This window comes from Pseudoduganella sp. UC29_71 (assembly GCF_042693265.1).
Taxonomy (GTDB): Bacteria; Pseudomonadota; Gammaproteobacteria; order Burkholderiales; family Burkholderiaceae_D; genus Rugamonas.
The window spans coordinates 245,414-271,513 of the sequence record NZ_CP170549.1 but is presented as its reverse complement, the minus strand read 5'-3'; the positions used below and the strand labels follow the sequence as shown (position 1 = coordinate 271,513).

The following is a 26,100-nucleotide window of genomic DNA, read 5'->3' as shown; positions in this document are numbered from 1 at the left end:
CGCGCGGTCAGAGCGGCGCGTCCCAGCCCTTGGCGCGCTCGACCGCGCGCGACCAGCGCGCCAGCAATGCGGCGCGCTGGTCGGCGCCCATGGCCGGCTCGAAGCGGCGTTCGCATTGCCACTGCGCCGCGATTTCCTCTGTCGAATCCCAGAAGCCGACCGCCAGGCCGGCCAGGTAGGCCGCGCCCAGCGCCGTGGTTTCCGTCACTTTCGGCCGCACCACGGGCACACCCAGCAGGTCGGCCTGGAACTGCATCAGCAAATCGTTGCGCGCCGCGCCGCCGTCGGCGCGCACCTCGGTGACGGGGATCGAACGGTGCGACGCGGCCACGTCCTTCTGCATGGCCGCCAGCAGCTCGGCGCTCTGGTAGGCGATCGCTTGCACCGCCGCGCGCGCGATGTGCGCCGCCGTGGTGCCGCGCGTCATGCCCATCAGGGCGCCGCGCGCGTACGGATCCCAATGCGGCGCGCCCAGGCCGGTGAAGGCCGGCACCAGCAGCACGCCGTCGCTGTCGGGCACGCTGTTCGCCAGCGCCTCCACGTCGCCCGACTGCTTGATGATGCCCAGCCCGTCGCGCAGCCACTGCACGGTGGCGCCGCCCATGAACACGCTGCCTTCGAGCAGGTAATCGGTGCGCCCGTCCACGCGCCAGCCCACCGTGGATAGCAGGCGGTTGTGCGACACGGCCGCCTGGCGGCCGGCGTGCATCAGCATGAAGCAGCCGGTGCCGTAAGTGTTCTTGACCATGCCCGGCGCATGGCAGGCCTGGCCGAAGGTGGCGGCCTGCTGGTCGCCGGCGATGCCGGCCACGGGGATCTCGCGGCCGAACAGCGCCGCGCGCGTCATGCCGACTTCCTCGCTGGACGACACCACCTGCGGCAGCATCTGCTCGGGAATATCGAACAGCGCCAGCAGGTCGGCGTCCCAGCGCATCAGGTGGATGTTGAACAGCATGGTGCGGGAAGCGTTGCTGACGTCGGTCACGTGCACGCCGCACAGCTTCCACGCCAGCCAGGAATCGATGGTGCCGAAGGCCAGCGCGCCGTGGCGGGCGCGCTCGCGCGCGCCGGGCACATGGTCCAGCAGCCATTTGATCTTGGTGGCGGAGAAGTAGGCGTCCAGCTCCAGGCCGGTGCACTCGGCGATCAGCCTGGCCTTGCCGTCGGCGCGCAGCTGGTCGCAGATATCGGCCGTGCGGCGGTCCTGCCAGACAATGGCGGGCGCGATCGGCTCGCCGGTCTTGCGGTCCCACACCACGGTGGTCTCGCGCTGGTTGGCGATGCCGATGGCGCTCACCTGCTGCGCATCGACGTGGTGGTCGTGCAGCACCTTGCGGGCCACGGTGAGCTGGCTGTTCCAGATTTCGTTGGGATCGTGCTCGACCCAGCCGGGATGGGGATAATGCTGCGGATATTCCAGCGCCGCGCTGCCGTGGATGAGGCCCTGGTGATCGAACAGGATGGCGCGCGAGCTGGTGGTACCCTGGTCGAGCGCCAGGATGTATCGTTTCATCGGCATGTCCCCATGCAAAACGGTGTATTCAGTTGAAGCAAGCCGATAGGCCGGATTTTGTTACGGCGCTCGCCCTTGCGGGTCTGCGCTATGACAGCCATTCCTCTAGGCGCTGGATTACTCCAGCGCTCAAGCTTTCTACCCGCACGCTCCGCGAGCAGCATCATCGCGTGCCTATTTGAAATTGCACCAGGTGGAGGTTACCGCGTTTCACCGTAACTTAATACGCTCGTCTCTGTGGCCCTATTCCTCGCCTTATACCCCGAAAGGCTTTCAGCGGACGGCCGTTAACCGTCACCCCGCTCTATGGAGTCCGGACCTTCCTCCCGCCTCCGCATTGCTGCATCGGCCAGCGGCTGTCTGGCTTGCTTCAACGCATATTGTACCACGCCGCCCCCTCGCCAAAAAAATGGGGTCAGGGTTAGTTTTTGCAACAAAAAAACTAACCCTGACCCCATTTTGGAAATTTGATGTCGCCATTTCAAAAGCCGCGCGCCGGGGCTGGCCGTAGAATGCCGCATCACTTTCCTTAAAGGTCAGACCATGACGCATCCCTCCCGCACCGGTGGCCAGATACTGGTGGACGCCCTGAAGATCCATGGCGTCGATACCGCCTTCGGCGTGCCCGGCGAAAGCTATCTCGATGTGCTCGACGCACTGCATGAATCCGGCATCCGCTTCATCATCAACCGCCAGGAGGGCGGCGCGGCGTTCATGGCCGAGGCCTACGGCAAGATGACCGGCCAGCCCGGCATCTGCTTCGTCACGCGCGGCCCGGGCGCCACCAATGCGTCCATCGGCGTGCACACGGCCTTCCAGGACTCGACGCCCATGATCCTGTTCATCGGCCAGGTGGGCGGCGATTTCATGGACCGCGAGGCGTTCCAGGAGATCGATTACCGCCGCATGTACGGCCAGATGGCGAAGTGGGTGGCGCAGATCGACCGCGCCGACCGCATCCCCGAATACATGGCGCGCGCCTTCCAGGTGGCCACCAGCGGCCGCCCCGGCCCCGTGGTGCTGGCCCTGCCGGAAGATATGCTGACCACCATGGCGGCCGTGGCCGACACCGGCCGCTACCAGCCCACGCAGGGCGCGCCGTCGCAGCCGCAGATGGCGCAGCTGCGCGCCATGCTGGCCGGGGCCAGGCGCCCGCTGGTGCTGCTGGGCGGCGGCGGCTGGAACGCGCAGGCGTGCGCCGACGTGCAGCGCTTTGCCGAGGCCAACGCGCTGCCGGTGGCCTGCGCTTTCCGCTTCCAGGACCTGCTCGACAACAACCATCCGCATTACGTCGGCGACGTGGGCATCGGCATCAATCCGAAGCTGGCCGCGCGCGTGAAGAATGCGGACGTGCTGATCGCCATCGGCCCGCGCCTGGGCGAGATGACCACCAGCGGCTACGAGCTGCTGTCCTCGCCCGTACCGCAGCAGCGCCTGGTGCACATCCACGCCAGCCCGGAGGAACTGGGCAGCGTCTACCAGGGCGAGCTGATGATCGCCAGCGGCATGCCGCAAGTGGCCGCCATGCTGGCGGCCATGGAACCGGTGGACGCGTCGGCCTGGCAAGGCAGCGTGGCCGAGGCCAAAGCCGACTACCTGGCCTTCCAGCAGCCGCCGCCCATCTTCCAGGACGGCCAGGCCCCGCTGAACCTGTGGCAGCTGGTGCAGGACATGGACGCGCTGACGCCGGCCGACACCATCATCACCAACGGCGCTGGCAACTACGCCACCTGGGCGCACCGCTTCCACCGCTACGGCGGCATGCGCACCCAGCTCGCGCCCACCAGCGGCGCCATGGGCTACAGCGTGCCGGCCGGCGTGGCGGCCAAGATTATCGATCCGTCGCGCACCGTGATCACCTTCGCCGGCGACGGCGAGTACATGATGAACGGCCAGGAGCTGGCCACCGCCGTGCAGTACCAGGCCGGCGTGATCATCATCGTGTTCAACAACGGCATGTTCGGCACCATCCGCATGCACCAGGAGAAGAACTATCCGGGCCGCGTGTCGGGCACCGAATTGCACAACCCTGACTTCGCGGCCCTGGCGCAAGCCTACGGCGCGCATGGCGAGGTGGTCACGGAGACGGCGCAGTTCGCGCCTGCGCTACAGCGCGCCCTGGAGCATACGCGCGGCAAAAACCTGCCTGCCGTAATCGAACTGCGCTACGACGGCAACCTGATCACGCCGGGCGCCACGCTGGAAACCATCCGCAAGAACGCCGAAGCATCCCGCAAGGCATAAGCCACGTGGCACGTAGGGCGGGTTAGCGGAACGCGTAACCCGCCATTGGCAACGCCGCCCGCGCCTCAAGCCTGCTGCGGCTGCGGCGCGGCCTGCTTGACCGGCGCCTCGTGCGGCATCTTCGGCACGGCAGGCGCCTCCTCTTCCGGCTCCAGCGGGGCCGGCTTGGGTGCGGGGCACGGCTTGCAGACCGGTGCCGCGCGCCCGAAATCCTTGACCTTCCTGAGCCTGGACGGCACATCCGGCTGGCCGCAATAGCCGCCATCGAGCACCAAGGTGTCGCCTTTGTCCTGGAACTTGCCGCTAATGGTGCGCTCTTCCTCGTCCACCTGCACCGTGAAATACATCTGCCTGCCTTGCGGGTCGATATTCACGTCGCCGGCCACCAGCGGCCAGCTCAAGCCGCCTGCCGTGAATTCATAAATCACCGTATCGACTTCGGCAAAGCGCTGCACGCTGATGCGCTGGCCGCCGAATTCACCGCTTTCCGGGTGCACGCACAGGTCCGAATACACTGCCATGCCGTAGCGCGGCAAGCCGCCGGCGGCAGGCTTGGTGGCCGCCTTCGGCGCGGCAATCGCGGCACTGGCGGCCAGCAGGGAGAAACAGGCGATTTGGTGAGCAATTTTCATGGGCGCAATTTTAGCACCGGAATAAAAAACGGCGGCCCGCAGGCCGCCGTTCTCAGCATTTAACTCCGTTCAGGCGGAATTAGAAGGTGTGCTTGATGCCGACGTTGAATGCTTTGTCGCCCGTACCGGCTTCAGCGTTGTTACCAACGGTGTAGCTGGCGCCGCGCTTGTTCTTGATCTTGGCGTAAGCAACATAGGTGCTGGTGCGCTTCGACAGAGCGTAGGAGTAGCCCAGTGCCCACTGGTCAGCATCGCGGTTCGCCAGTTCGTTGTCGTCCTTGCGGATGTACGAAGCGATCAGGGTGCCTGCGCCGCCGATAGGAGCGGTTGCGCCGATCAGCATGGTGTCGCTGTCGGTCGAAGCGGCCACGGCGGTAGCGGTGTAGGCGGTTGGGTTAGGCAGCGGGGACGAGGTTGGACCCTTGTCTTTTGCGTACGCGAAGTAGCCTTTTACAACCTGGAAGTCGTAGTTGGCAGCGAACAGGGTGTTGTGCGCGTAGTCGCGGTTCACCACTGGCAGGCCTGCGGTGGCGGTGTCGTTGTTGCGTGCGCTGTAAGCCAGGCGCGCGTTCAGAGCACCGTTGGCGTAGGCCAGCGATGCGCCCAGTTGACGGCCGGCGTCGGCTTTGGCTTGCTCGCCTACGCCATATTGCAGTTCGCCGCTGAAGCCGTTGTAGGTTGGGGTCTTGTAGTTAACCGAGTTCGAGATACGCACGCTGGCGCCCGAAGCGGAGAACAGGTTCTTGGCGGAACCAGCCAGGCCAGCCTGGAATGGGTCGGCTACTTGCACCAGGGCGTTGTACAGCGGGGTGTACTGGCGGCCCAGGGTCAGCGAGCCGGCTTCTTTCGACACCAGGCCTACGTACGACTGGCGCTGGAACAGGCCGGATGCGTCGCCCACGCCGGTGTCGGCTGCGAAGCCCGATTCCAGCAGGAACACTGCGGACAGGCCGCCACCCAGGTCTTCGGTACCACGGAAGCCGATACGGGAAGTATTGGCAACACCACTGCTTACCTTCGTTACGTTACCTGCTTTGCCGCCACGCTCGGAGACCAGGCCGGCATCAACGATACCGTAGATGGTGACGTTCGATTGGGCGAAAGCTGCATTGCTCATTGCACCCAGAACTGCGATGGAGATCAGAGTTTTTTTCATTACGAGTTTCCTTCAGTTTGTGTTGCATAAATGGGTAAAGCTGGAACCACGGCTCAATTCTTGTGCTTGTCGGCGCCCGCTTCGCAGGCACCACACTTTATTATTTGTGAGGGCAATCCCCGATTGCCACACTGCGATTTCGGATAAGAAACGCGTCACTTATATAGGCTGCCGCTCGTTGTTGCCGGCTTGTCACAGAGCGTTTGGCTCTGGAGGCGGCACTATACTGGCCGTTTGCTAATCCAGCAAGTGTTATGAATCGTCCAGTGTGCACCTGTAGACGGAACTGCAAGCTGAACCAAACAGCATTATTTATACAGCAAACCCGCCAATCTTGCTCGGACTTGTTAGTTATAAGTAATATCCACAGTAGAATGTACGGCGGCTCGCGTGCGCCCCTTGACGGCGGCAGCGGCTGGCGTATCGTTTAGCTAACGAGTCCGCTTTGACCTGCTCCCATCCCGCCTCCCCGATACAACACTTCCAGAAATTTTTTTCAATTGGCCGACTTTTTTTGTCTATGACAAAACCATCGCTGGCGGCGGAATCGAGTGCATTGTTCGGGCTGGCTCAACTGTGTCGTGGACAAGGGTAGCCATAGGGAAGTTTCGGGCGAAAACGCCCCCGGGCACGTGTCACTTTCTCTACCGAAACGAATGTAGAATGCAGTTCGCACATGGGCACCAGCCCCCTGCGCATAGAAAGCGCGGCCCCCCCGAACACGTGGCCGCTTAGGCAAAATGAACACTGAGGCCCCCTCTTTGACAGTCCCCAGTACCATCAGCGACGTTGAGCGCGACACCGGCGTGGCCAAAGAGACCTTGCGTGTCTGGGAGCGCCGTTACGATTTCCCGCAGCCCCTGCGCGACCCGTTCGGCGAGCGCGTCTACCCGACCGAACAAGTGGTCAAGCTGCGCCTGGTCAAACGCCTGATCGACCTCGGCTTCCGCCCCGGCAAAGTCATCCAGTACAGCCCGGAAGAGCTGCAGGCGCTGGCCGAGAAGGCGGCCGACAGCAACAAGGTGCGCAGCCGCGCCCAACACCCCGAACTGCAGGTCTACCTCGACTTGTGCAAGGCGCACCAGATGGACGCGCTGCGCCGCAAGCTGTCGCAGGCGCTGCTGGTGATGGGCTTGAAAAGCTTCGTTATCGACCTCGTGACGCCGCTGACCGTGATGGTGGGCGACGCCTGGGCCTCGGGCCGCTTCGCCGTGTTTGAAGAACATTTGTTTGCCGAATCGCTGCAGATGGTGATGCGTAGCGCGATTTTCTCGGTGCCGCAGGCGAACGCCAACCACAACGGCGCACCGCGCCCGCGCATCCTGCTGACCACGCTGCCGCAGGAACGCCACGGCCTGGGCCTGCTGATGGCCGAGGCCCTGTTCGCCGCCGAAGGCGCGCACGCCATCTCGCTCGGCATCCAGACCCCGGTGCCCGACATTGCCGACGCCGCCCGCAGCCTGGGCGTGGACATCGTGGCGCTGTCGCTGTCGGCGTCCATGAACCCGCGCCAGGCGCTGGACGGCTTGAAAGAGCTGCGCGCGCGCCTGCCGGACACGGTGGAAATCTGGGCCGGCGGCAACTGCTCGGCCCTGCGCAAGCGTCCGCCTGCCTTCGTGCGCGTGTTCCAGCTGGCCGAAATCGGCGGCGGCATCGCCGACTGGCGCGTGCGCGTGCGCACCCAGGCCTTGCCGATCGGTTGATGATCGCGCCATGACCGGTTAATGATCGGACAACCCCGCCGCGGCTGGCCGCCCGCGCTCTGGTAGAATACCGGCAGATTTCCCCGTCCGGCGCCGCCGGACCTTCGCTTGAAGCCCTCTACCGCACACCAATGTTTAGCTTCTTCAAGAAAAAACCTGTCCAGCCTGAGACTCCTCCCGTCCTGCCCACGGCAGCCGCCCCCGCGCCAACGGACGCCCCGGCGCCTGCCGCCGACGCTGCCGGCACGCTGCTGCCGGCCACGCAAGCCCCATTGACCGCCCCCGGCGCCGAGCAAGACAAGCCGAACTGGATGGCGCGCCTGAAAGCCGGCCTGTCCAAGACCTCCGCCAACCTGTCCGTGCTGTTTGTCGGCGCCAAGATCGACGACGACCTGTACGACGAGCTGGAAGCGGCGCTGCTGATGTCCGACGCCGGCATCGACGCCACCGAATTCCTGCTCGACGCGCTCAAGCGCAAGGTCAAGGAAGACAAGCTGCTGGACGCGGCTGCCGTGAAGGCCGCGCTGAAAACCCTGATGATCGAGCTGCTGGCGCCGCTGCAAAAGCCGTTCGAGCTGGGCCGCCACCAGCCGCTGGTGATGATGATTTCCGGCGTCAACGGCGCCGGCAAGACCACCACCATCGGCAAGCTGGCCAAGCACATGCAGGGCCACGGCCAGTCGGTGCTGCTGGCCGCCGGCGACACCTTCCGCGCCGCCGCCCGCGAGCAGCTGATGGTGTGGGGCCAGCGCAACAACGTCACCGTCATCTCGCAGGAGTCCGGCGACCCGGCCGCCGTGTCCTACGACGCGGTGCAGTCGGCCAAGGCCAAGGGCATCGACGTGGTCATGATCGACACCGCCGGCCGCCTGCCGACCCAGCTGCACCTGATGGAAGAGCTGAAAAAGGTCAAGCGCGTGCTGGGCAAGGGCCTGGAAGGCGCGCCGCACGAAACCCTGCTGGTAATCGACGGCAACACCGGCCAGAACGCACTGGCGCAGGTGAAAGCCTTCGACGACGCGCTGCAACTGAGCGGCCTCATCATCACCAAGCTGGACGGCACGGCCAAGGGCGGCGTCATCGCGGCCATTGCCCGCGTGCGCCCGGTGCCGGTGTACTTCATCGGCATCGGCGAGCGCATCGAGGACCTGCAGCCGTTCAACGCCACGGAATTCGTCGAAGCCCTGCTCGGATAACGGATAAGGACAGCGCGCGCCCATGATCGAATTCCAGCACGTTAGCAAACAATACTCGGCCGACGCCACCGCGCTGCGCGACGTGTCGCTGACCGTCAACAAGGGCGAACTGGTGTTCCTGGCCGGCCCGTCCGGCGCCGGCAAGTCCACCCTGCTGAAGATGATCGCCGCCATGGAGCGCCCCAGCTCCGGCAAGGTCATCGTCAACGGCCAGGACATCGGCAAGCTGAAGCCGGCCGGCGTGCCCTTCCTGCGCCGCAACCTGGGCCTGATCTTCCAGGAACAGCGCCTGCTCACCGACCGCTCCATCCTCGCCAACGTGATGATGCCGCTGATGGTGACCGGCCAGCCGCGCGCGCAAGCCGAGCAGCGCGCCCGCGCCGCGCTCGACAAGGTGGGCCTGGGCGAGCGCGCCAGCGCCTCGCCGCTGGCCCTGTCCGGCGGCGAACAGCAGCGCGTGTCGATCGCGCGCGCCATCGTCAACCGCCCGCAGATCATCCTGGCCGACGAGCCGACCGCCAACCTGGACCGCGCCAGCGCCGACCGCGTGCTGGAGGCGCTGCGCGCCTTCCACTCGGTGGGCGTGACGTGCCTGATCTCCACCCACGACGACCAGGTGCTGGCCGGCGCGGCGCGCGTGATCCATCTGAAACAGGGCCAGCTGCACGGCGCCGGCGACGCAGCCGCGCAGGAGGAGGCCGCATGACCAGCTGGTTCCGTCAACACGGCTTCGCCCTCGGCGCGGCGCTGGTGCACCTGCGCAAGGCGCCCGGCAGTTTCCTGTTCAACATCCTGGTGGTGGCCATCGCCCTGGCGCTGCCCTTCATGGGGCTGACGCTGCTGGACAATGTGCGCCCCCTGTCCGAGCAGATGTCGGTCGATCCCGAAATCAGCCTGTTCATGAAACAGGACGTTTCGCGCGAGCAATCGGCCGCGCTGGCCACGCCGCTGCGCGAGCTGATGAAGGACGCCAAGATCATCTTCGTGCCGCGCGAAAAGGCGCTGGACAACCTGAAAGGCAAGAGCGGCCTGTCGGACGTGATCGCCACCCTGGGTGAAAACCCGCTGCCGGACAGCTACATCGTCAAGCTGGACGCCTTCCGCAGCGCGGCAGCCGGCCTGGACGTGGACTTGCTGGCCGAACAGATGCGCGCCCTGCCCGGCGTGGACACGGTGCAGATCGACTCGGCCTGGGTCAAGCGCCTGGCCGCGCTGATCGGCGTGCTCAAGCTGGCCCTGCTGCTGCTGGCGGCCACCTTGGGCACCGTGGTGGTGGCGGTGGTATTCAACACCATCCGCCTGCAGGTGCTGACGCAGCGCGAGGAAATCCTGGTCTCCAAGCTGATCGGCGCCACCGACACCTTCATCCACCGCCCCTTCTATTACACCGGCGCCCTGCTCGGCCTGTGCGCCGGCGGCGTGGCGCTGGGCGCGGTGGCGCTGGCGCTGCAGCCGCTGAACCAGGCCATTGCCGAGTTCGCCCGCCTGTACGCCTCCGAATTCCAGCTCGCCCCGCTGGAGCCGCTGCCCATGGCCGGCCTGCTGGCCGTGTCCGCCACGCTGGGCCTGATCGGCGCCGTGCTGTCGGTGCAGCGCCATCTGGCCCGCCTGAACTGAGTTACGGCGGGTTACGCGCGCAGCGCTAACCCGCCCTACAACGTCCATCGTAGGGCGGGTTAGGGCGCAGCCCGTAACCCGCCGAAAGTGCGTTCACGCACAGTCCCCGCCGCCTCCCCCGGCTATCCTATGCATATTGACGTTTCGCAAATACAACGCGGATAGCCGCGCCTTTGCCAAAAGCCATCGACTAGAATCAGCCCATAGCATTACCGCTATCAGGGGCATTGCAACTGGCGATTGGCACTCACCGATTGAGAGTGCTAATATATGCCCATCGATACCTCATCTCATGCTTGAAAGCAAGATTAAGCTGAGTTTAAGAAGTGTCAAGCAAGATGCAAGAATCCGAAACATTCCGTGTTCGACGAGCGAGGGAACAAAAAATGACTATGATGACCGCACCTGCCGCATTGGTACCATCCAATAAAAATGCCATGGCACTGGGACTGGGATTCACTGGCAACCTGGGCAACCTGGACGCCTACATTTCGGCGGTCAACCGCCTGCCTATGCTCACGCCTGAAGACGAAAAGCGCCTGGGCCGCAACCTGAAGGAAAACAACGACCTGGGCGCCGCGCAGGAGCTGGTGCTGTCGCACCTGCGCCTGGTGGTTTCGATCGCGCGCGGCTACCTGGGCTACGGCCTGCCGCACGCCGACCTGATCCAGGAAGGCAATATCGGCCTGATGAAAGCCGTCAAGCGCTTCGACGCGGACCAGGGCGTGCGCCTGGTGTCGTATGCCATGCACTGGATCAAGGCTGAAATCCACGAATACATCCTGAAGAACTGGCGCCTGGTCAAAGTGGCCACCACCAAGGCCCAGCGCAAGCTGTTCTTCAACCTGCGCAGCCACAAGACCGGCCTGGACGCCATGTCCCCGGCGCAGATCGACCAGCTGGCCAAGCTGCTGGACGTGAAGCGCGAAGAAGTGATCGAGATGGAAACCCGCCTCAGCGGCCGCGACATCGCGCTCGAATCGCCGACCGACGACGAGGACGACAAGTTCGCCCCGATCGCCTACCTGTCCTCCGAGCAGAGCGAGCCGACCCGCGTGCTGGAAGCCGAGCAAGTGACGCGTCTGCATTCCGAAGGCCTGGAAACGGCGCTGGGCAAGCTCGATCCGCGTTCGCGCCGCATCGTCGAAGCCCGCTGGCTGGCCAACGACGACGGCTCCGGCGCCACGCTGCACACGCTGGCTGACGAATTCGGCGTCTCCGCCGAGCGCATCCGCCAGATCGAAGCGGCCGCGCTGAAAAAAATGAAAGGCGCGCTCGCCGCCTACGTGTAACACAGGTAACACAGGTAACACAGCAGCACCCGAAAATGGGGTCAGGGTTAATTAAATAATTAACCCTGACCCCATTTTCACGCGTGCGCCGCGCTTGATGTGTTTTAGCTAATATTTTAATCCGTAGAGGAGAATGAATATGCAGCTCAGAATCATCAGCTTACTTGCCGCCTTCGCCGGTTTCGGCATTGTTGCATGCAGCGTGGTGGCGCAGAATGGCGGCGGGGATGCGCCGGCGCCGACGCCAGCGCCGCAGCGCAAGAGCGCCACCTATACCTTGAGCGCCGGCCAGAGCGTGGCGCTGACCCCCACCGCCACTCTGAAACTGGAACGCGTCAACGACAGCCGCTGCAAGACCGGCGCGGTGTGCGTGTGGGAAGGCTATATCAGCTACAGCTTCGTGCTCACCAACAATGGCAACTCCAGCAGCTTCGTGCTGGCGGAAAAAATGCCGGGCGGCAGCAATACCGCCACGCAGCAGGGTCTGCGCTTTACCCTGACAGGGCTGGAACCGCCGGAACCGCCGGCCTTGAATGCTCCTGTGCCAACTTATCGGGTAAGCTTGCGGGTGGATATTTCCTAGCCACCAAGCTCAGCTACCGATAAGAGACCCATGACCTCGCCACATCGCCGCGCCCTCCCTTCCCTGCTTGTTTCTTCCATCATCATTACCGTCGCCGCCGCGCCGGCCGCCTGGGCCAAAAGCCCGGTGGCGACCGGCACCGGCGGCGCCGCCGCCACCATCAGCGAACAGGCCACCCAGTCGGCCATGACCATCCTGAACCAGGGCGGCAACGCGGTGGACGCGGCCGTGGCGGCGGCCGCCACGCTGGGCGTGACCGATCCGTTCAGCTGCGGCATCGGCGGCGGCGGCTTCATGATGATCTATCTGGCCAAGGACAAGCGCGTGATCACCATCGACCACCGCGAAACGGCTCCGGCCAACTTCCAGCCCACCATCTTCCAGCAGGACGGCAAGGAACTGGACTTCGAGCAAACCGTGGCCAGCGGCATGTCGGTTGGCGTGCCGGGCACGGTGCGCGGCTGGCACGAGGCGCTGGACCGCTACGGCTCCATGCCGCTGAAGAAGGTGCTGCAGCCCGCCATCAAAGTGGCGGCAGAGGGCTTCCGGGTAAACGCCAATTTCTCGCGCCTGGTGGCCTCCAACGAGGCCAAGTTCTCGCTGTTCCCGGCCACGGCCAAGCTGTACCTGAAGGACGGCAAGGCGCTGCCGGAAGGCGCCCTGCTGCGCAACCCGGACCTGGCCAAGGCGTACCGCGAACTGGCGGCGGGGGGCATCAAGGTGTTCTATGAAGGCAAAATGGGGCGCGCCATCGTCGATGCGGTGAACAACCCCGGCGCCAAGGTGCGCGCGGGCGCCATGACCATGGCCGACCTGGCCAACTACGAGGCACGCATCCGCCAGCCGCTGCGTTCCACCTACCGCGGCTACGACATCTACGGCATGCCCCTGCCCAGCAGCGGCGGCGTGGCGGTTGCCGAAGCGCTCAACATCCTGGAAGGCTACGACCTGAAGTCCATGCCGCGCGAGAAGGTGGAGCATCTGTACCTGGAGGCGAGCCGGCTGGCCTTCGCCGACCGCAACGCCTACCTGGCCGATCCGGAATACCTGGAAGCGCCCGTGCAGGGCCTGCTGAGCAAGGACTACGCGGCACGCCGCCGTGAGCTGATCAATCCGCAGCGCGCAGCCAGGCGCGCGGAAGCGGGCGACCCGTATCCGTTCCAGAACGACCAGAGCGTGCCGCTGCGGCCAGCCAATGTCAAGCTGTTATCCGAAGGCGCACACACCACCCATCTGACCGTGTCGGACAAGGACGGCAACATCGTTTCCTATACCTTCACCATCGAGTCCTGGGGCGGCAGCGGCATCACCGTGCCGGGCTACGGCTTCCTGCTGAATAACGAAATGACGGACTTCGACTTCAGTGGCCCGCATCCCAACGTCCCGGAAGCGGGCAAGCGTCCGCGCAGCAGCATGTCGCCCACGCTGGCGTTCAAGGATGGCAAGCCGGCGTTCTCGATCGGCAGCCCGGGCGGTTCCACCATCATTACCACTGTGCTGCAAACCATCGTCAACCACGTGGACCTGGGCATGACGATGGACCAGGCGGTGGACGCGCCGCGCCTGTCCCAGCGCAACAACGCCGTCACCGACGTCGAACCGGGCTTCGGCGGCAGCGACGCGGCCAAGGCGCTGGAAAACCTCGGCCAGCGCTGGAGCCCGGCTCCGCAGGAAATCGGCGCGGCCAATGCGCTGCTGTTCAACACGGATGGCACGGTGACCGCCGTCAGCGAAGGCAAGCGCCACGGCGTGGGCAGCGCGCTGGTGCAGAAGAAGGGCCATTAAAGCAGCGGCTGTGCGCCATGCGGCTGGGCGGCTGTGCGTCCGGGCGGCCCTGCGGCCCTGCGGCTGTGCAGCTGTGCGGCCCCGCGGCTATGCGCACGGCCGGCCCTGCGCGGCGGCGTGCCGCTCGCGGCTATCGGCGGGCGCCTGCGCGCGCTCGTTCATGCCATAGTCGCGCACCACGCCCGCAATGCGTAAGCGGTAATCCTCAAAGATGGCAGCGCGGCCCGCCGACTGCGCGGTGCGGTGCGCTTCCAGCTGGCGCCATTGCGCTATCGCCGCCTCGTCGCGGAAGAACGATAGCGAGAGCAACTTGCCGGGCTGGCTCAGGCTCTGGAAGCGCTCAATCGAAATGAAGCCGTCCACCTGCTCCAGCAAGGGCCGCAGGCTGGCGGCAATGTCCAGGTACTCCTGCTTGTGCTCGGCCTTGGGCCAGACTTCAAATATCACGGCGATCATGCTGTCTCCTGGTCTTGAATGAATTCGGGGATGCGGGCGTTCACCGACGGCCGGTAGCGCCATGCCATGGGCGCGGGCAGACCGTCCCGCAGCAGCACCTCCAGCGCGGCGGCGGCGATGGTCTGCGACAGCGCCTGGCCAGGGCAGGCATGCGCGCCCCGGCCGTAGCCATAGCCTTGCTGCGCGCCATGCTGGGCGCCTTGCAGCGCCGCATGCCGCGAGGCGGCGGCCAGCAGCACCAGCACCGCCTGCCCTGCCGCAATGCGTGCGCAACCGATCTGTACGTCGCAAGCGGCGAAGCGGCGCGTGTTCTGGATGGGCGGATCGTCGCGCATCACATCGGCCACCAGCACGGCGGCGGGCAGCGCGGCCTTGGCGGGGTCGCGCATCAGCGTCACGACGCTATTGCCGATCAGCCCCGCCGTGGCTTCGTAGGTCTGCGACAGCAAGCCGACCAGGTTGGCCAGGATGGCGTGCGAATTGCTCCATCCCGCCGCTTCGGCTTCGGCAAGCACGGCCGCCAGCAGGCTGCCCTCCATCGGCGCCGACGACTGCAGCATGGCTTTGAAGCTGTCCAGCAGCGCCAGCGCAGCGCGGTGCGAACGCGCGATCTGCTCCGCGCCGCTGAGCGGCGACAGGCAGGCCACGAAGTCGGCCATCCACGCGGCCACCTGCGGCAGCTGCGCGTCCCGGAAGCCCAGCAGGCTGGCGACCGTTTGAACCGGCACCGCAAACATCCAGGCCGACAGCGCCACCGGCGCATCGGCCAAGCCCATGCCCGCTATCGCGCTGGCTCGCGCATGGACGGCCGCCAGGTCCAGCGCGCCTAGCGCGCGCTGCAACACCAGCTTGGGCGCCGCATGCCGCTCGCCGTCATTCATGCGCACCAGCGCGCCGAACACCTGCCCGGCACTGCCGCCTGCGATAGCCGCCGGCACCGGCTCCGCCGCCGGCCGCACGCGCAAATCCGCATGTCCCAGCACCGCGCCCACGTCGGCCGCGCCGGCGGCTATCCATAGCTTCAGATGCGCATCAAAAAACAGCCCCGGCCGCGCTGCCAGTTCGGCGTAATACGGATACGGATCGGCGTGCGTCACCGCTGCGATAGCGTCCATGTTCTCCCCTTTGCATATGTCGATGGAGTGCAGTATCCTGAAAAAGCCGCCACCACACTTCGCTCCAGCCCAAACTATGAATGCAGACAACCACCTGGCCCGCATCGCAGGCGCCATCGCCGAACCGGCCCGCGCACGGATGCTGTGCTGCCTGCTGGACGGCCACGCCCGCACCAGCACCGAACTGTCCGTGGTGGCCGAAGTGAGCGCCTCCACCGCCAGCGCCCACCTGGCCCGCCTGAAGGACGAACAGCTGGTGCAGCTACTCGCGCAAGGCAAGCACCGCTACTATCAGCTGGCGGACGCCAACGTGGCCGCCGCCCTGGAAGCGCTGCTCGTGGTGGCGGGCCTGCCGCGCCCGGCCTTCAAGCCCAATACGCCGGATCGGCTGCGGCACGCACGCACCTGCTACGACCACATGGCCGGTACGGTGGCGGTACGCCTGCATGACCATATGACCGCACAAGGCTGGCTTGCCGGGAGCGGCGGCGAAGGCAGCAACGGCGAATACCAGCTTACGCCCGCCGGCGAACAGGGCGTGTTCGCCCTCGGCATCGACACCGGCGCGCTGCGCAAGCTGCGCCGCCGCTTCGCCTGCCCTTGCCTGGACTGGAGCGAACGCAAGCCGCATGTCGGCGGCGCGCTCGGCGCCGCCATGCTGCAGTTGGCGCTCAGGAAGGGCTGGGTGGAACAGGACCTGGACAGCCGCGCATTGGCCGTTCCGCCCAAGGGCCAGCGCCAGATGCTGGCCGCCTTTGGTCTAAGCGAGGTTTAAGATTCCCGTCGGATGATGTGATGTCAACTTAACCACTGCGGAGAAGAAAAATGAAGAGCTGGCTGCGCGCGAACAAAGGCTTTATCGCCTTCCTGATGCTGTTTGGCCTGTTCCGCACCGCCGTGGCGGACTGGAATCCCATCCCCTCCGCTTCCATGCACCCCAACCTGCTGGAAGGCGACGTGGTGTTCGTCAACCGCCTCGCCTTCGACCTGAAAGTGCCGCTCACCGACGTGGTGGTGGCGCACTTGGGCGAGCCGCAGCGCGGCGACATCGTCACCTTCTCCTCGCCGCTGGACAAGACCCGCCTCATCAAGCGCGTGATCGCGCTCCCCGGCGATACCGTCGCGATGCAGAAGGACCAGATCATCATCAACGGCCAGCCCGCCGGCTACAGCATGCCGTCCCAGGCTGTCGAGGCCATCGACCATGTGGGCACGCTGCAGGCGCTGCAGCTGACCGAAAAATCCGGCAGCAGCGAACGCCGCATCCAGCTGCTGCCGCAAGTGGTCAGCAGCAAGCGCGACTTCGCGCCCATGACCATACCGCAAGGCAGCTACCTGGTGTTGGGCGATAACCGCAACAACAGTTTCGACTCGCGCTACATCGGCCTGGTGCCGCGCGAAATGCTGATCGGCCGCGCCGAGCGCGTGCTGGTGTCGGCCGACATCGTCGGCAACTGGATGCCGCGCACCGAACGCTTCGGCATGGCGCTGGGCGGGCAATGATAGAGTTCCAGGCGCTGTCGAAATCCTACGGCGGCTTCGAGGCCGTCAAGCCGCTGTCGTTGACGGTGCCGCGCGGCGAGGTGTTCGGTTTCCTGGGGCCGAACGGCGCGGGCAAGACCACCACCATCCGCATGCTGATGGGCATACTGGTGCCCAGCGCCGGCCGCGTGCTGGTGGACGGCCTCGATTGCCATGCCGACGCGGCGGAGGTCAAGCGCCACGTGGGCTACTTGCCCGACACGCCGATATTCTACGACTACCTGCGCGGCCGCGAGATCCTGCAATTCGTGGCCGAGATGCACGGCTACTCGCGCTCCGAAGCGGCCGGCCGGGCGCACCGCCTGCTGCGCGAACTGGGGCTGGAAGACGCCACCGAGGACTTCGCGGTGAACTATTCGCTGGGCATGAAGAAGAAGCTCGGGCTGGCCTGCGCGCTGGTGCACAACCCGAAAGTACTGGTGCTGGACGAACCGATCAACGGGCTCGATCCGCGCGCCGCGCGCGACGTGCAGGAGCGCCTGCTGGCGGCCGCCGCGCAAGGCACCACCATCTTCGTGTCCACCCACCTGCTCGACATGGCGGAGCGCATGTGCAGCCGGGTAGGCATCATCCACCGCGGCGCGCTGGTGGCCAGCGGCACGCTCGATGAACTGCGCGGCGCCGCCTCTGCGGACAGCTCGCTGGAAGAAGTGTTCCTGAAGATTACCGACGAAGCCGGCGAGCCGGCATGAAGGCGCCAGCGCCTTCCGCCGGCAAAGCCATCTGGCTGCTGGCGCGGCTGCGCCTGCTGCGCCTGCTCAACATGACGGGCGCGCTGCGCTTCGGCAAAGCCGCCAACAGCAAGAGCCGCGCCGCATCGCACGGCAAGCGCAATAGCCGCTGGCTGCTGGCGACGCTGGTGGGGCTGGGCATGCTGTTCAGCTTCACCCACATTGCGCGCACATCGGTACTGAACCTGCACTGCAAGATCGATCTGCCAGGCGTCTGCGCCGCACTGGCCAAAACGCATTCAGTCGAGCGCATGACGGACACTGCGGCGGCGCATCTGCACGCGGCGCACGTCAGTCCCGCGCTGGCGGCCGCGCTGACGCTGGTGACGCTGCTGATGTGGCTCGTCGGTTTCCTGATGCCGCTGGGCAGCCGCGAACTGGCGCAGCAGGACTGGGACCTGGAATGGCTGGTAACGCTGCCGGTCCGGCGCGGCACGCTGCTGTGGGCCAGGGTGCTGGAGCGCAGCGTGGCCAATCCGGTCGGCTTGCTGGCATTGGGGCCGCTGTGCATGGTGCTGGCCTGGTACGGCAATCGCGGCTGGGCGTCGCTGCTGCTGGGCGCCGCCGTGGCGCTGCCTTTGCTGATGCTGGCCGCCATGATGCGCACGCTGGCCGACACCGGGCTGCGGCTGTCGCTGCCGGCGTCGCAGCTGCGCAACCTGCAGGCGCTGGCATCCATCCTCAGCATGCCGCTGATGTATGTGGGGATTTCGTACTCCATGTGGTCCAACAATTCCTTCACATTGGACTGGGCACGCAGCTTCCCGGCGTGGACCCTGTGGACGCCGCCCGGCCTGGCGGTGCAGGCACTCACCGCAGCCACTGCCACCGCCGCCGCGCAGGCCGGCGCGCTGCTGCTGGCGCAAACAGCCGTGCTGCTGGTGGCTGGCATGGCCCTGCTGCACCGCCAACTGCGCCACGGCGTCGTCGCCAGCGGCGCCCGCGAATCCGCCAACGCCCCCACCCACACCCGCGCCGGCGCCGCAGGCCGTGCCGCGCCCGTGCCTGTGCCGCCATCCCGCTGGCGCATCGGCACCATCCTGCAGCGGCGCGAACTGATGCTGCTGAGCCGCGACCGCAACTTCCTCGCGCAAAGCCTGCTGATCCCGGTGGTCATCATCGTTAGCCAGCTGCTGGTGAGCGGCCAGCTGTCCAGCATCACGCTGCTCGGCCAGAACCAGCAGCTGATGGCGGTCATCGCCTTCGGCATCGGCAGCTACGTGCTGCTGCTGTCGGCCTTCCAGGCCATCAACACCGAGGGCAATGCGCTGTGGATGCTGTACACCTTCCCGCGCCACATCGACAGCCTGCTCAAGGAAAAAGCCCAGCTGTGGGCCGCGCTGGCCGCGCTCTACCCACTGCTGATCTTCGCCACCGGCCTGTATTTCACGCCCGACTTCAACTGGCGCCTGCTGTGGTGGTTCGTGGTGGTCATGGCCGGCATTCCCGTGTACGCGCTGATCGCCGTCTCGCTGGGGGTGTTCGCCAGCGACCCGCACGCACAGGAAACCCAGGCGCGGGTGCGGCCCACCTACGCCTACCTGTACATGATGCTGTCCAGCCTTTACATCTTCGCGCTGTACGCCGTCAGCTGGCTGCAGACGGTGGCCATCATGATCCTCACCGCCTCGCTCGCGCTGGCGCTGTGGCAAAAGGCGCGCGACGAACTGCCCTACCTGCTGGACCCGGCCGCCGCCCCGCCCGCGCGCGTGGCCCTGTCCGACGGCCTGATCGCGGCCACGCTGTTCTTCGTGCTGCAGCTCATCGTCGGCCTGATGCTGCGCGGAGGACGCAGCGGCAGCGGTGGTGCCGGCCTGGAAGACAGCGTATTCGCCTTCGTCTGCGCCGGCGCCACCGTGTACCTGCTGATGCGCTACCTGTACTGGCGCCACAAGACGGCCGGCATTCCCGCCATCCTGAACGCGCAGCAGCACGGCGGCAAAGCCGCCGCCGCGCGCCACGCCGCCCTCACCAGCCTGGCGGGCGCCGCCGCCGCGTGCGCGTTTGGCGCCGCCTATATGTGGCTGCTGCGCGACACGTCCTGGTGGCCGGCGCGCACGCCATCCGCCGCCACGCTGCGCCTGCTGCTGCCATTGACCGTGCTGGCCGCGCCGCTGTTCGAGGAATTCATTTTCAGGGGACTGATTTTCGGCGGCCTGCGCCGCCTGATGGGCGCATTGCCGGCAGCGGCGGGCAGCGCAGCGCTGTTCGCCATCGTGCACCCGCCGCTGGCGATGGTGCCGGTATTCGTGCTGGGATTGTGCGCCGCGTGGGCCTATGAGCGCAGCAAGTCGCTGCTGGCGCCGATGCTGGTGCACGCCACCTACAACGCCCTGGTGCTGGGCGTGCAGGCGGCGCTGTAGAACTTACACGTACTGCGGACCGTCGTTCAGGAAGCCGCCGCCCTGGTAGGTGGTGGCCACGTCGTCCTTGTCCGGATACGCGCCGGTGTCCGGGAACAGGTGCTTGAACTGCTCCGAGCTGTCCTTCGGCTTGAAGCCGAGGAAGGCCACCTTGCTGTTGTCCCACCATACCGCTTCGTTGTTCGACTGGCCGTACAGGATGGCATGGCCGACGCGCGGCGCCATCAGCGAGCAGCGCAGCGCCTCCACCAGGTCGTCGTAGCTCAGCCAGGTGCGCATCATGCGCGGGTTCTTCGGCTCGGGGAAGGAGGAACCGATGCGCAGGCACACGGTCTCGATGCCGGTGCGGTCGAAGTAATAGCGCGCCAGCTGTTCGCCGAACACCTTGCTGATGCCGTACATGCTGTCCGGGCGGGTCGGGCTGTCAGCGTCCAGCACTTCGGTCACCTTGTGGTAGCCGATGGTGTGGTTGGAGCTGGCGAACACGATGCGGCGCGTGCCCGCCTTGTGCGCGGCTTCATACAGGTTGTAAGTGCCCTGGATGTTGGCTGCCATGATGGCTTCGAAATTGCTCTCGGTGGAGATGCCGCCGAAGTGCAGCACCGCGTCCACGCCTTCCAGCAGCTTCAGCACCGCCGGCTTGTCGGCCAGGTTGCAGCGCACGATTTCCTCGCCTTCGCGCGCTTCGCCCATGTCGCCGATGTCGCTCAGGCGCACCACGTCCGCCCATGGCTTGATGCGGTCGCGCAGGATTTTGCCCAGGCCGCCGGCCGCGCCGGTCAGCAGGATGCGTTTAAATGGTTTGCTCATAAAGTCCAATTCCCAATGCAGTTGTATGACGTCGTATGATCTCCGTATGATACAACCAAAATCAGGTCACCGGTGCGGGATTGAACAAGACTAATGCATTATGCAGCTTCCATTGTTCGGCCCAGGTCTTGCGGCCGCTGGCCACTTCCAGCATCAGGTGGAACATTTCCCAGCCCACGTCCGCGATGGAAGCGTCGCCGCTGGCGATGCGGCCCGCGTTCACGTCCATCAGGTCGTGCCAGCGCGCGGCCAGCTCGTTGCGCGTTGCCACTTTGATCACAGGCACTTCGGCCAGGCCGTACGGCGTGCCGCGGCCGGTGGTGAAAATGTGCAGGTTCATGCCGGCCGCCAGCTGCAGCGTGCCGCAAATGAAGTCGCTGGCCGGGGTGGCCGCGTAGATCAGGCCCTTCTGGGTCAGCTTCTCGCCCGGCGCCAGCACGCCGGAGATCGGCGCGCTGCCGCTCTTGACGATGGAACCCATGGCTTTTTCAACGATGTTGGACAGGCCGCCCTTCTTGTTGCCCGGTGTGGTGTTGGCGCTACGATCGACGCCGCCGCGCTTCAGATACTGGTCGTACCAGTCCATCTCGCGGATCATCGCGGCCGCCACTTCCTCGTTCACGGCGCGCGAGGTCAGCTGATCGATGCCGTCGCGCACTTCGGTCACTTCCGAGAACATCACGGTGGCGCCTGCGCGCACCAGCAAATCAGTGGCGAAACCGACCGCCGGGTTGGCCGTCACGCCGGAGAACGCGTCGCTGCCGCCGCACTGCACGCCAACCACAAGTTCCGATGCCGGCACGGTTTCGCGGCGGCGCTTGTCCAGCACCTGCAGCTGCGCTTCGGCGGTGTTCATGATGGAGTCGATCATGGACTGGAAGCCGACGTGGCCCTGGTCCTGCAGGCATACCTGGGCAGGATCGGCGCCGCCCGCGTTCTGGATCGGGATCGAGCCTTTCGGGAACAAGCGCGTCGGCTGCAGCTTCTCGCAACCCAGGCTGACCACCATGGCCTGGCCGCCGAAGTTCGGGTTCAGGCTGATATTGCGCAGCGTGCGGATCGGCACGTTGGCATTCGGGGCGTCGATCGCCACGCCGCAGCCATAAGTGTGCTCCAGGCCCACCACGTCGTCCACGTTCGGGTATTTCGGCAACAGCTCGGCCTTGATGCGGCGCACCGCGTGCTCCACCACGCCCGCCACGCACTGCACGGTGGTGGTAATGGCCAGGATGTTGCGCGTGCCCACGCTGCCGTCCGGATTGCGGTAGCCCTGGAAGGTGTAGCCTTCCAGCGGCGCCTGCGGCGGCGGCTTCACGGTGGCGATGGGCAAACCGGTCAGCTCGCGCGCGGCGGGCATGTCCACCTGCGCCTCGGCAATCCAGCTGCCCGCTTCGATGTCGCGCGCGGCGAAACCGATAGTTACGTTGTAGCGAATAATCGGGTCACCCTTGGCGAAGGCGCGCAGCGCGACCTTGTGCCCTTGCGGCACCGCCTCGCGCAGCGTCAGCCCGTCGGGAAACACCGCGCCCGCCGGCAAGCCGCCGTCGTTGACGACGATGGCTACATTGTCGTTCTCATGCATGAGGATGTAGCGCGGGCTGTTCGCGCTCGGCTCTGTCGTCATTTTTACGTCCTTATTGGTTACCTGCTGTCCAGACCAGTATGGCAGATTAAAAAAAATTTGGCTAGTCCAGATTGATTATTTGGTCAGACCACCTTAGAATGGTCTGACCAAACGAACACAGCGGGACATCCCTTGATCCAGAAAAAACCCACCTTGACGCCGGAAGCCGCCAGCCACGAGCCGCGCCTGTACCGCGTGGTGGCGGACCGCATCCAGCAACTGATCGCCAGCGAAGGCATCGCCGCCGGCGAACGCCTGCCGTCGGAACGCGACCTGGCCGCCAAACTCAGTGTCAGCCGCGCCTCGTTGCGCGAAGCCTTGATCGCCCTCGACCTGGGCGGCGTGATCGAAGTGCGCGGCGGCTCCGGCGTGTACGTGTGCGAAGTGCCCGAGGCGGAAGTGGCGCTGCCGGAAGGCGGCCCCGGTCCGTTCGAAGTGCTGGCTGCGCGCCGGCTGATCGAAGCCGAAGTGGCGGCCATCGCCGCGCGCGTGGCCACGCCGGCCGACGTGGACGCCATCCTGCGCGCCGTGGAGCAGATGGAAGCGAGCCATGCCAACAAGGCCAGCAACGAACAGGCCGACCGCGCCTTCCACCTGGCCATTGCGCGCGCCACCGGCAACAGCGCGCTGGTGGGCGGGCTGGATTACCTGTGGAACCAGCGCGGCCGCCTGTGGCACAAATTGAAAGAGCATTTCCAGACCGAAGAACTGCGGCAGGAAACGCTGAAGGACCACCGCCGCATCCTGGAGGCCATCGCCGCCGGCGATCCGGCCGGCGCCAGGAAAGCCATGCGCTCCCACCTTGAGCGCGTCACGCGCACCTTCTCGAGAGGATAGCGCCCCGGAGCGCGCCCGCCCCGCAGAGGGCGGCGCCCGGCAAATAAGTTTTCAACCGCCTGCGAGCTAGGCCGCGCCTGACCGCGCAGCCCTCCTCGCAGCGGCACGGAGCACGCGAGGTGCTCCACCAGCGGCCGCGCTGCGTGCGCACCGCATAACTTCATTTGAAACATCAGGAGACTAAGCTTCATGAACACAATCGACAAAGCGCAGCCGCGCCTGCTGCTCTCGTCCATCGCCCTGGCCGTGCTCACGCTGATGAACAGCGCCACCGCCCAGGAAATGCAACGCGTGGAAGTGACCGGCTCCAGCATCAAGCGCCTGGCCACCGAAGCGGCGCTGCCGGTATCGACCATCAAGGCGGAAGAATTCGCAGAACGCGGCATGACCACCCTGGCAGACGTGATGATGGCGCTGCCGCAATCGGCTTCGCTGGCGCCGTCGAACGCCGGCTCGGGCACCAACATCAACCTGCGCGGCCTGGGCGTGAACCGCACCCTGGTGCTGCTGAACGGCCGCCGCCTGGCCAACGAGGCCATCGCCGACGGCTACGCCAACCTGGACGTGATTCCGATGAGCGCCCTGTCGCGCGTGGAAATCCTGCGCGACGGCGCCTCCTCCATCTACGGTTCGGACGCCATCGGCGGCGTGGTCAACTTCATCACCAAGCGCGACTTCGAAGGCGCCTCCGTCACCGCCCAGTACATCCAGCCTGAAAAGCACGGCGGCGGCGACGAGCAGCGCCTCACGCTGACCGTGGGCAAAGGCAGCCTGGCCAAGGACGGCTGGAACGTCTACGCCACCGTGGACGCGCACCGCCGCAGCCGCCTGGCGCAGAAGGACCGCGCCGAACTGAGCTCGGCCGAACTGCTGACCAGCATCGGCCGCGCGCCCACGCTGGGCAGCGGCGGCAACGCCATGCCGGCCAACTTCACCACGGCCACCAACAAGAATGCGCAGAACCCCTACTTCGCGTCCGGCTGCGTAGCGCCGTATTCCATCGTCGGCGGCAAGAACACCTGCATCCTGAACAACAACGAATACGGCACCGCGCTGCACGAGAACGAGCAGATCACCTTCTACGCGCGCGGCACCAAGCGCTTCAACGAAGACCACACGCTGAGCATCGACTACATGCGCGGCCAGGAATCCATCAACGCTGCGCGCAACCCGACCAACGCGGTGGCCGTGAACGGCGTGAACGCCATCCTGCCATCGACCAGCAAATGGTATCCGGGCGGCGCCGGCGGCGTGCCAGCAGTGGCCGGCCTGAAAGGCGAACCGCTGACCGTGACCTGGGCCGTGGCCGACTACGGCGTGGCCGTGCAGAAGGACAAGCAGGTCAACCAGCGCATCTCCGTGGCGGACGAAAACCGCTTCGGCGAATGGGACGTGCGCAGCGGCCTGGTGATCGGCGTGAGCGACCGCGAGAACTACTACGACAACGGCTTCTTCACCGGCCAGGGCCTGCTGGACGGCCTGAAGTCCGGCGCGCTCAATCCCTTCGGCCTGCAGGACCAGGCCGGCCGCGACTACCTGAAATCGATCTCGGTGGACGGCCAGAAGAACCGCGACTCGCGCTCCACCTTCACCGGCGTGGACGTGAACGCCAGCCGCACCCTGATGGAACTGGCGGGCGGCTCGATGGCGCTGGCACTGGGCGCGGACATCCACCGCGACACCACGCGCGACGACAAGCTGGCGATCCAGAACTCGGTCACCTACCTGAACTCCACCGCTTCGCACGGCGAAGGCGCGCGCAATGTCTACGCGGCGTTCGCCGAACTGGACGTGCCGCTGACCAAGCAGCTGAACCTGAACCTGGCCGTGCGCGACGACTATTTCAGCGACTTCGGCAATACCTTCAACCCGAAAGCCAGCTTCCGCTACGAGCCATCGAAACAGCTGATGTTCCGCGGCTCGGCCAACACCGGCTTCCGCGCGCCGACGCTGTTCGACGCCTACGGCTACCGCCTGCCCGGCGCCACCGGCAAGACCGCTGCCAAGTGGGACGATCCGCTGCTGTGCCCAGGCGGCAAGCCTGGCGTGGCCGGCACCGGCACCGCGCTGCCCGGCTTCGTGGCATCGGAAGTGTGCAACGTGGCGCTGCCCAAGCAGGTGGGCTCGAACGCCGACCTGCAGCCGGAAAAATCGCGCGGCTACACGCTGGGCGTCGTGCTCGAACCGGTCAAGTCGCTCACGCTGTCGTTCGACTACTGGAACATCCGCATGAAGGACATGCTGGCCAACCTGCCCGAGCAAGTCTACTTCCTGAACCCGGAGAAGTACCAGTCGTTGATCGTGCGCAATCCCGACCGCACCATCAATTACATCAGAAACGTGACGATGAACCTGGGCGGCCAGAAGGCGGCCGGTATCGACGTGTCGGCCACGTACGACTTCCCGCGCAACGACTACGGCAACTTCAAGGTGCAGCTGGACGGCACCTACCTGACCCAGTTCGACAACCAGCTGGAAAAGGACAGCCCGTTCGTGTCCAACGTGGGCCGCTTCGGCCTGGCCAGCAACGGCACCACCAGCAGCTTCCCCATCATTACCTACCGCTGGAAGCACACGCTGAAACTGGGCTGGAGCAAGGGCGACTGGTCGGCGCAGATGACGCAGAACTACAACTCCAGCTACGAAGACCAGAATCTGGTGGCGCAGCAGTACTGGCGCGACATCGAATCCTATAAAGTGTGGAACCTGACCACGTCGTACAAGGGATTCAAGAACATCCAGATCACCGCCGGCATCACCAACCTGTTCGACACCAATCCGCCGGTGACGAACCACAGTGGTTATTCCAACGGTTACCTGAGCAGCGCGGCCAGCCCGATCGGCCGTTCGTTCAACCTGCGTGGCACCTATAACTTCTAACAACTTCTCATGTAAGGAGAG

General features: G+C 65.7%; 21 protein-coding genes and 1 other RNA gene. 14 read left to right on the top strand and 8 right to left on the bottom strand.

Features of this window, described 5'->3' with window-relative positions:
* Positions 1-7 precede the first annotated feature (7 nt).
* Both glpK and rnpB read right to left on the bottom strand, forming a co-directional pair.
* Positions 8-1,513: a glycerol kinase GlpK gene (glpK, locus tag ACFJI2_RS01235; protein ID WP_377703403.1), complete on the bottom strand. Its 1,506-nt coding sequence runs from the start codon at positions 1,511-1,513 to the stop codon at positions 8-10.
* 30 nt (positions 1,514-1,543) lie between these two features.
* Positions 1,544-1,885, bottom strand: an RNA gene (gene rnpB / locus ACFJI2_RS01230) — RNase P RNA component class A.
* Between the two features lie 171 nt (positions 1,886-2,056).
* Between rnpB and ACFJI2_RS01225 the strand changes: the two genes are divergently transcribed.
* Entirely contained in the window at positions 2,057-3,757 is a 1,701-nt protein-coding gene (locus ACFJI2_RS01225) for a thiamine pyrophosphate-binding protein (RefSeq protein WP_377703402.1), read from the top strand.
* A gap of 65 nt (positions 3,758-3,822) precedes the next feature.
* Here ACFJI2_RS01225 and ACFJI2_RS01220 read toward each other — a convergent pair whose 3' ends face one another.
* Both ACFJI2_RS01220 and ACFJI2_RS01215 read right to left on the bottom strand, forming a co-directional pair.
* Positions 3,823-4,389: a hypothetical protein gene (locus ACFJI2_RS01220; protein ID WP_377703401.1), complete on the bottom strand. Its 567-nt coding sequence runs from the start codon at positions 4,387-4,389 to the stop codon at positions 3,823-3,825.
* 79 nt (positions 4,390-4,468) lie between these two features.
* A complete protein-coding gene (locus ACFJI2_RS01215) occupies positions 4,469-5,545 on the bottom strand; it encodes a porin (RefSeq protein WP_377703400.1) in 1,077 nt (358 codons plus the stop codon).
* Between the two features lie 761 nt (positions 5,546-6,306).
* Here ACFJI2_RS01215 and ACFJI2_RS01210 point away from each other — a divergent pair.
* From ACFJI2_RS01210 to ggt, 7 genes are all read left to right on the top strand, one after another.
* A complete protein-coding gene (locus ACFJI2_RS01210) occupies positions 6,307-7,248 on the top strand; it encodes a MerR family transcriptional regulator (protein ID WP_377703399.1) in 942 nt (313 codons plus the stop codon).
* 131 nt (positions 7,249-7,379) lie between these two features.
* A complete protein-coding gene (ftsY, locus tag ACFJI2_RS01205; protein WP_377703398.1) occupies positions 7,380-8,444 on the top strand; it encodes a signal recognition particle-docking protein FtsY in 1,065 nt (354 codons plus the stop codon).
* A 22-nt stretch (positions 8,445-8,466) separates the two neighbouring features.
* On the top strand, positions 8,467-9,150 hold the full coding sequence (locus ACFJI2_RS01200) for a cell division ATP-binding protein FtsE (RefSeq protein WP_377703397.1): 684 nt from the start codon (positions 8,467-8,469) through the stop codon (positions 9,148-9,150).
* A complete protein-coding gene (gene ftsX / locus ACFJI2_RS01195) occupies positions 9,147-10,061 on the top strand; it encodes a permease-like cell division protein FtsX (RefSeq protein ID WP_377703396.1) in 915 nt (304 codons plus the stop codon). Before ACFJI2_RS01200 ends, ftsX begins: the two co-directional genes overlap by 4 nt.
* Before the next feature lie 392 nt (positions 10,062-10,453).
* Positions 10,454-11,353 (top strand): RNA polymerase sigma factor RpoH, encoded by a 900-nt coding sequence (gene rpoH, locus ACFJI2_RS01190; RefSeq protein ID WP_132136798.1) that lies wholly within the window; start codon positions 10,454-10,456, stop codon positions 11,351-11,353.
* A gap of 139 nt (positions 11,354-11,492) precedes the next feature.
* Positions 11,493-11,936 carry a hypothetical protein gene (locus tag ACFJI2_RS01185; protein WP_377703395.1) on the top strand — a complete coding sequence of 148 codons (444 nt, stop codon included), beginning with the start codon at positions 11,493-11,495 and terminating at the stop codon, positions 11,934-11,936.
* Positions 11,937-11,966: 30 nt separating this feature from the next.
* Positions 11,967-13,721, top strand: coding sequence for a gamma-glutamyltransferase (ggt, locus tag ACFJI2_RS01180; RefSeq protein WP_377703394.1), 1,755 nt, complete (start codon positions 11,967-11,969; stop codon positions 13,719-13,721).
* A gap of 87 nt (positions 13,722-13,808) precedes the next feature.
* Here ggt and ACFJI2_RS01175 read toward each other — a convergent pair whose 3' ends face one another.
* Positions 13,809-14,177, bottom strand: coding sequence for an antibiotic biosynthesis monooxygenase family protein (locus ACFJI2_RS01175; protein ID WP_377703393.1), 369 nt, complete (start codon positions 14,175-14,177; stop codon positions 13,809-13,811).
* Complete coding sequence (locus ACFJI2_RS01170) at positions 14,174-15,292, bottom strand: cytochrome P450 (protein WP_377703392.1); 1,119 nt, start codon at positions 15,290-15,292, stop codon at positions 14,174-14,176. The genes ACFJI2_RS01175 and ACFJI2_RS01170 overlap by 4 nt, the downstream gene beginning before the upstream one ends.
* A gap of 76 nt (positions 15,293-15,368) precedes the next feature.
* Here ACFJI2_RS01170 and ACFJI2_RS01165 point away from each other — a divergent pair, with 76 nt between their 5' ends.
* Genes ACFJI2_RS01165 through ACFJI2_RS01150 form a run of 4 tightly spaced genes read left to right on the top strand, consistent with a single transcriptional unit; the run spans position 15,369 to position 19,928 of the window.
* Positions 15,369-16,067, top strand: coding sequence for an ArsR/SmtB family transcription factor (locus ACFJI2_RS01165; protein WP_377703391.1), 699 nt, complete (start codon positions 15,369-15,371; stop codon positions 16,065-16,067).
* A 50-nt stretch (positions 16,068-16,117) separates the two neighbouring features.
* Positions 16,118-16,795 carry a signal peptidase I gene (gene lepB, locus ACFJI2_RS01160; protein WP_377703390.1) on the top strand — a complete coding sequence of 226 codons (678 nt, stop codon included), beginning with the start codon at positions 16,118-16,120 and terminating at the stop codon, positions 16,793-16,795.
* The gene (locus tag ACFJI2_RS01155) at positions 16,792-17,526 is read left to right on the top strand and encodes an ABC transporter ATP-binding protein (protein ID WP_377703389.1); all 735 of its coding nucleotides are present in this window, start codon (positions 16,792-16,794) and stop codon (positions 17,524-17,526) included. The genes lepB and ACFJI2_RS01155 overlap by 4 nt, the downstream gene beginning before the upstream one ends.
* Positions 17,523-19,928 carry a CPBP family intramembrane glutamic endopeptidase gene (locus ACFJI2_RS01150; RefSeq protein ID WP_377703388.1) on the top strand — a complete coding sequence of 802 codons (2,406 nt, stop codon included), beginning with the start codon at positions 17,523-17,525 and terminating at the stop codon, positions 19,926-19,928. The genes ACFJI2_RS01155 and ACFJI2_RS01150 overlap by 4 nt, the downstream gene beginning before the upstream one ends.
* 3 nt (positions 19,929-19,931) lie before the next feature.
* Here ACFJI2_RS01150 and ACFJI2_RS01145 read toward each other — a convergent pair whose 3' ends face one another.
* Both ACFJI2_RS01145 and garD read right to left on the bottom strand, forming a co-directional pair.
* Complete coding sequence (locus ACFJI2_RS01145) at positions 19,932-20,738, bottom strand: NAD-dependent epimerase/dehydratase family protein (RefSeq protein ID WP_377703387.1); 807 nt, start codon at positions 20,736-20,738, stop codon at positions 19,932-19,934.
* A 61-nt stretch (positions 20,739-20,799) separates the two neighbouring features.
* The gene (gene garD, locus ACFJI2_RS01140; protein ID WP_377703386.1) at positions 20,800-22,362 is read right to left on the bottom strand and encodes a galactarate dehydratase; all 1,563 of its coding nucleotides are present in this window, start codon (positions 22,360-22,362) and stop codon (positions 20,800-20,802) included.
* 135 nt (positions 22,363-22,497) lie between these two features.
* On the opposite strand from garD, the gene ACFJI2_RS01135 reads away from it, so the two are divergent.
* Positions 22,498-23,199, top strand: coding sequence for a FadR/GntR family transcriptional regulator (locus ACFJI2_RS01135; RefSeq protein WP_107980861.1), 702 nt, complete (start codon positions 22,498-22,500; stop codon positions 23,197-23,199).
* A 189-nt stretch (positions 23,200-23,388) separates the two neighbouring features.
* Positions 23,389-26,079, top strand: coding sequence for a TonB-dependent receptor (locus ACFJI2_RS01130; protein ID WP_377703385.1), 2,691 nt, complete (start codon positions 23,389-23,391; stop codon positions 26,077-26,079).
* Positions 26,080-26,100 lie beyond the last annotated feature (21 nt).

Coding starts and splice junctions, on each gene's coding strand:
- ACFJI2_RS01220 (WP_377703401.1), bottom strand. CDS start 4,389: ATGAAAATTGCTCACCAAATCGCCTGTTTCTCCCTGCTGGCCGCCAGT.
- ACFJI2_RS01185 (WP_377703395.1), top strand. CDS start 11,493: ATGCAGCTCAGAATCATCAGCTTACTTGCCGCCTTCGCCGGTTTCGGC.
- ACFJI2_RS01155 (WP_377703389.1), top strand. CDS start 16,792: ATGATAGAGTTCCAGGCGCTGTCGAAATCCTACGGCGGCTTCGAGGCC.
- ACFJI2_RS01225 (WP_377703402.1), top strand. CDS start 2,057: ATGACGCATCCCTCCCGCACCGGTGGCCAGATACTGGTGGACGCCCTG.
- ACFJI2_RS01130 (WP_377703385.1), top strand. CDS start 23,389: ATGAACACAATCGACAAAGCGCAGCCGCGCCTGCTGCTCTCGTCCATC.
- ACFJI2_RS01145 (WP_377703387.1), bottom strand. CDS start 20,738: ATGAGCAAACCATTTAAACGCATCCTGCTGACCGGCGCGGCCGGCGGC.
- ftsY (WP_377703398.1), top strand. CDS start 7,380: ATGTTTAGCTTCTTCAAGAAAAAACCTGTCCAGCCTGAGACTCCTCCC.
- ACFJI2_RS01215 (WP_377703400.1), bottom strand. CDS start 5,545: ATGAAAAAAACTCTGATCTCCATCGCAGTTCTGGGTGCAATGAGCAAT.
- ACFJI2_RS01150 (WP_377703388.1), top strand. CDS start 17,523: ATGAAGGCGCCAGCGCCTTCCGCCGGCAAAGCCATCTGGCTGCTGGCG.
- glpK (WP_377703403.1), bottom strand. CDS start 1,513: ATGAAACGATACATCCTGGCGCTCGACCAGGGTACCACCAGCTCGCGC.
- lepB (WP_377703390.1), top strand. CDS start 16,118: ATGAAGAGCTGGCTGCGCGCGAACAAAGGCTTTATCGCCTTCCTGATG.
- ACFJI2_RS01165 (WP_377703391.1), top strand. CDS start 15,369: ATGAATGCAGACAACCACCTGGCCCGCATCGCAGGCGCCATCGCCGAA.
- ACFJI2_RS01200 (WP_377703397.1), top strand. CDS start 8,467: ATGATCGAATTCCAGCACGTTAGCAAACAATACTCGGCCGACGCCACC.
- ACFJI2_RS01175 (WP_377703393.1), bottom strand. CDS start 14,177: ATGATCGCCGTGATATTTGAAGTCTGGCCCAAGGCCGAGCACAAGCAG.
- ftsX (WP_377703396.1), top strand. CDS start 9,147: ATGACCAGCTGGTTCCGTCAACACGGCTTCGCCCTCGGCGCGGCGCTG.
- garD (WP_377703386.1), bottom strand. CDS start 22,362: ATGACGACAGAGCCGAGCGCGAACAGCCCGCGCTACATCCTCATGCAT.
- rpoH (WP_132136798.1), top strand. CDS start 10,454: ATGATGACCGCACCTGCCGCATTGGTACCATCCAATAAAAATGCCATG.
- ggt (WP_377703394.1), top strand. CDS start 11,967: ATGACCTCGCCACATCGCCGCGCCCTCCCTTCCCTGCTTGTTTCTTCC.
- ACFJI2_RS01170 (WP_377703392.1), bottom strand. CDS start 15,292: ATGGACGCTATCGCAGCGGTGACGCACGCCGATCCGTATCCGTATTAC.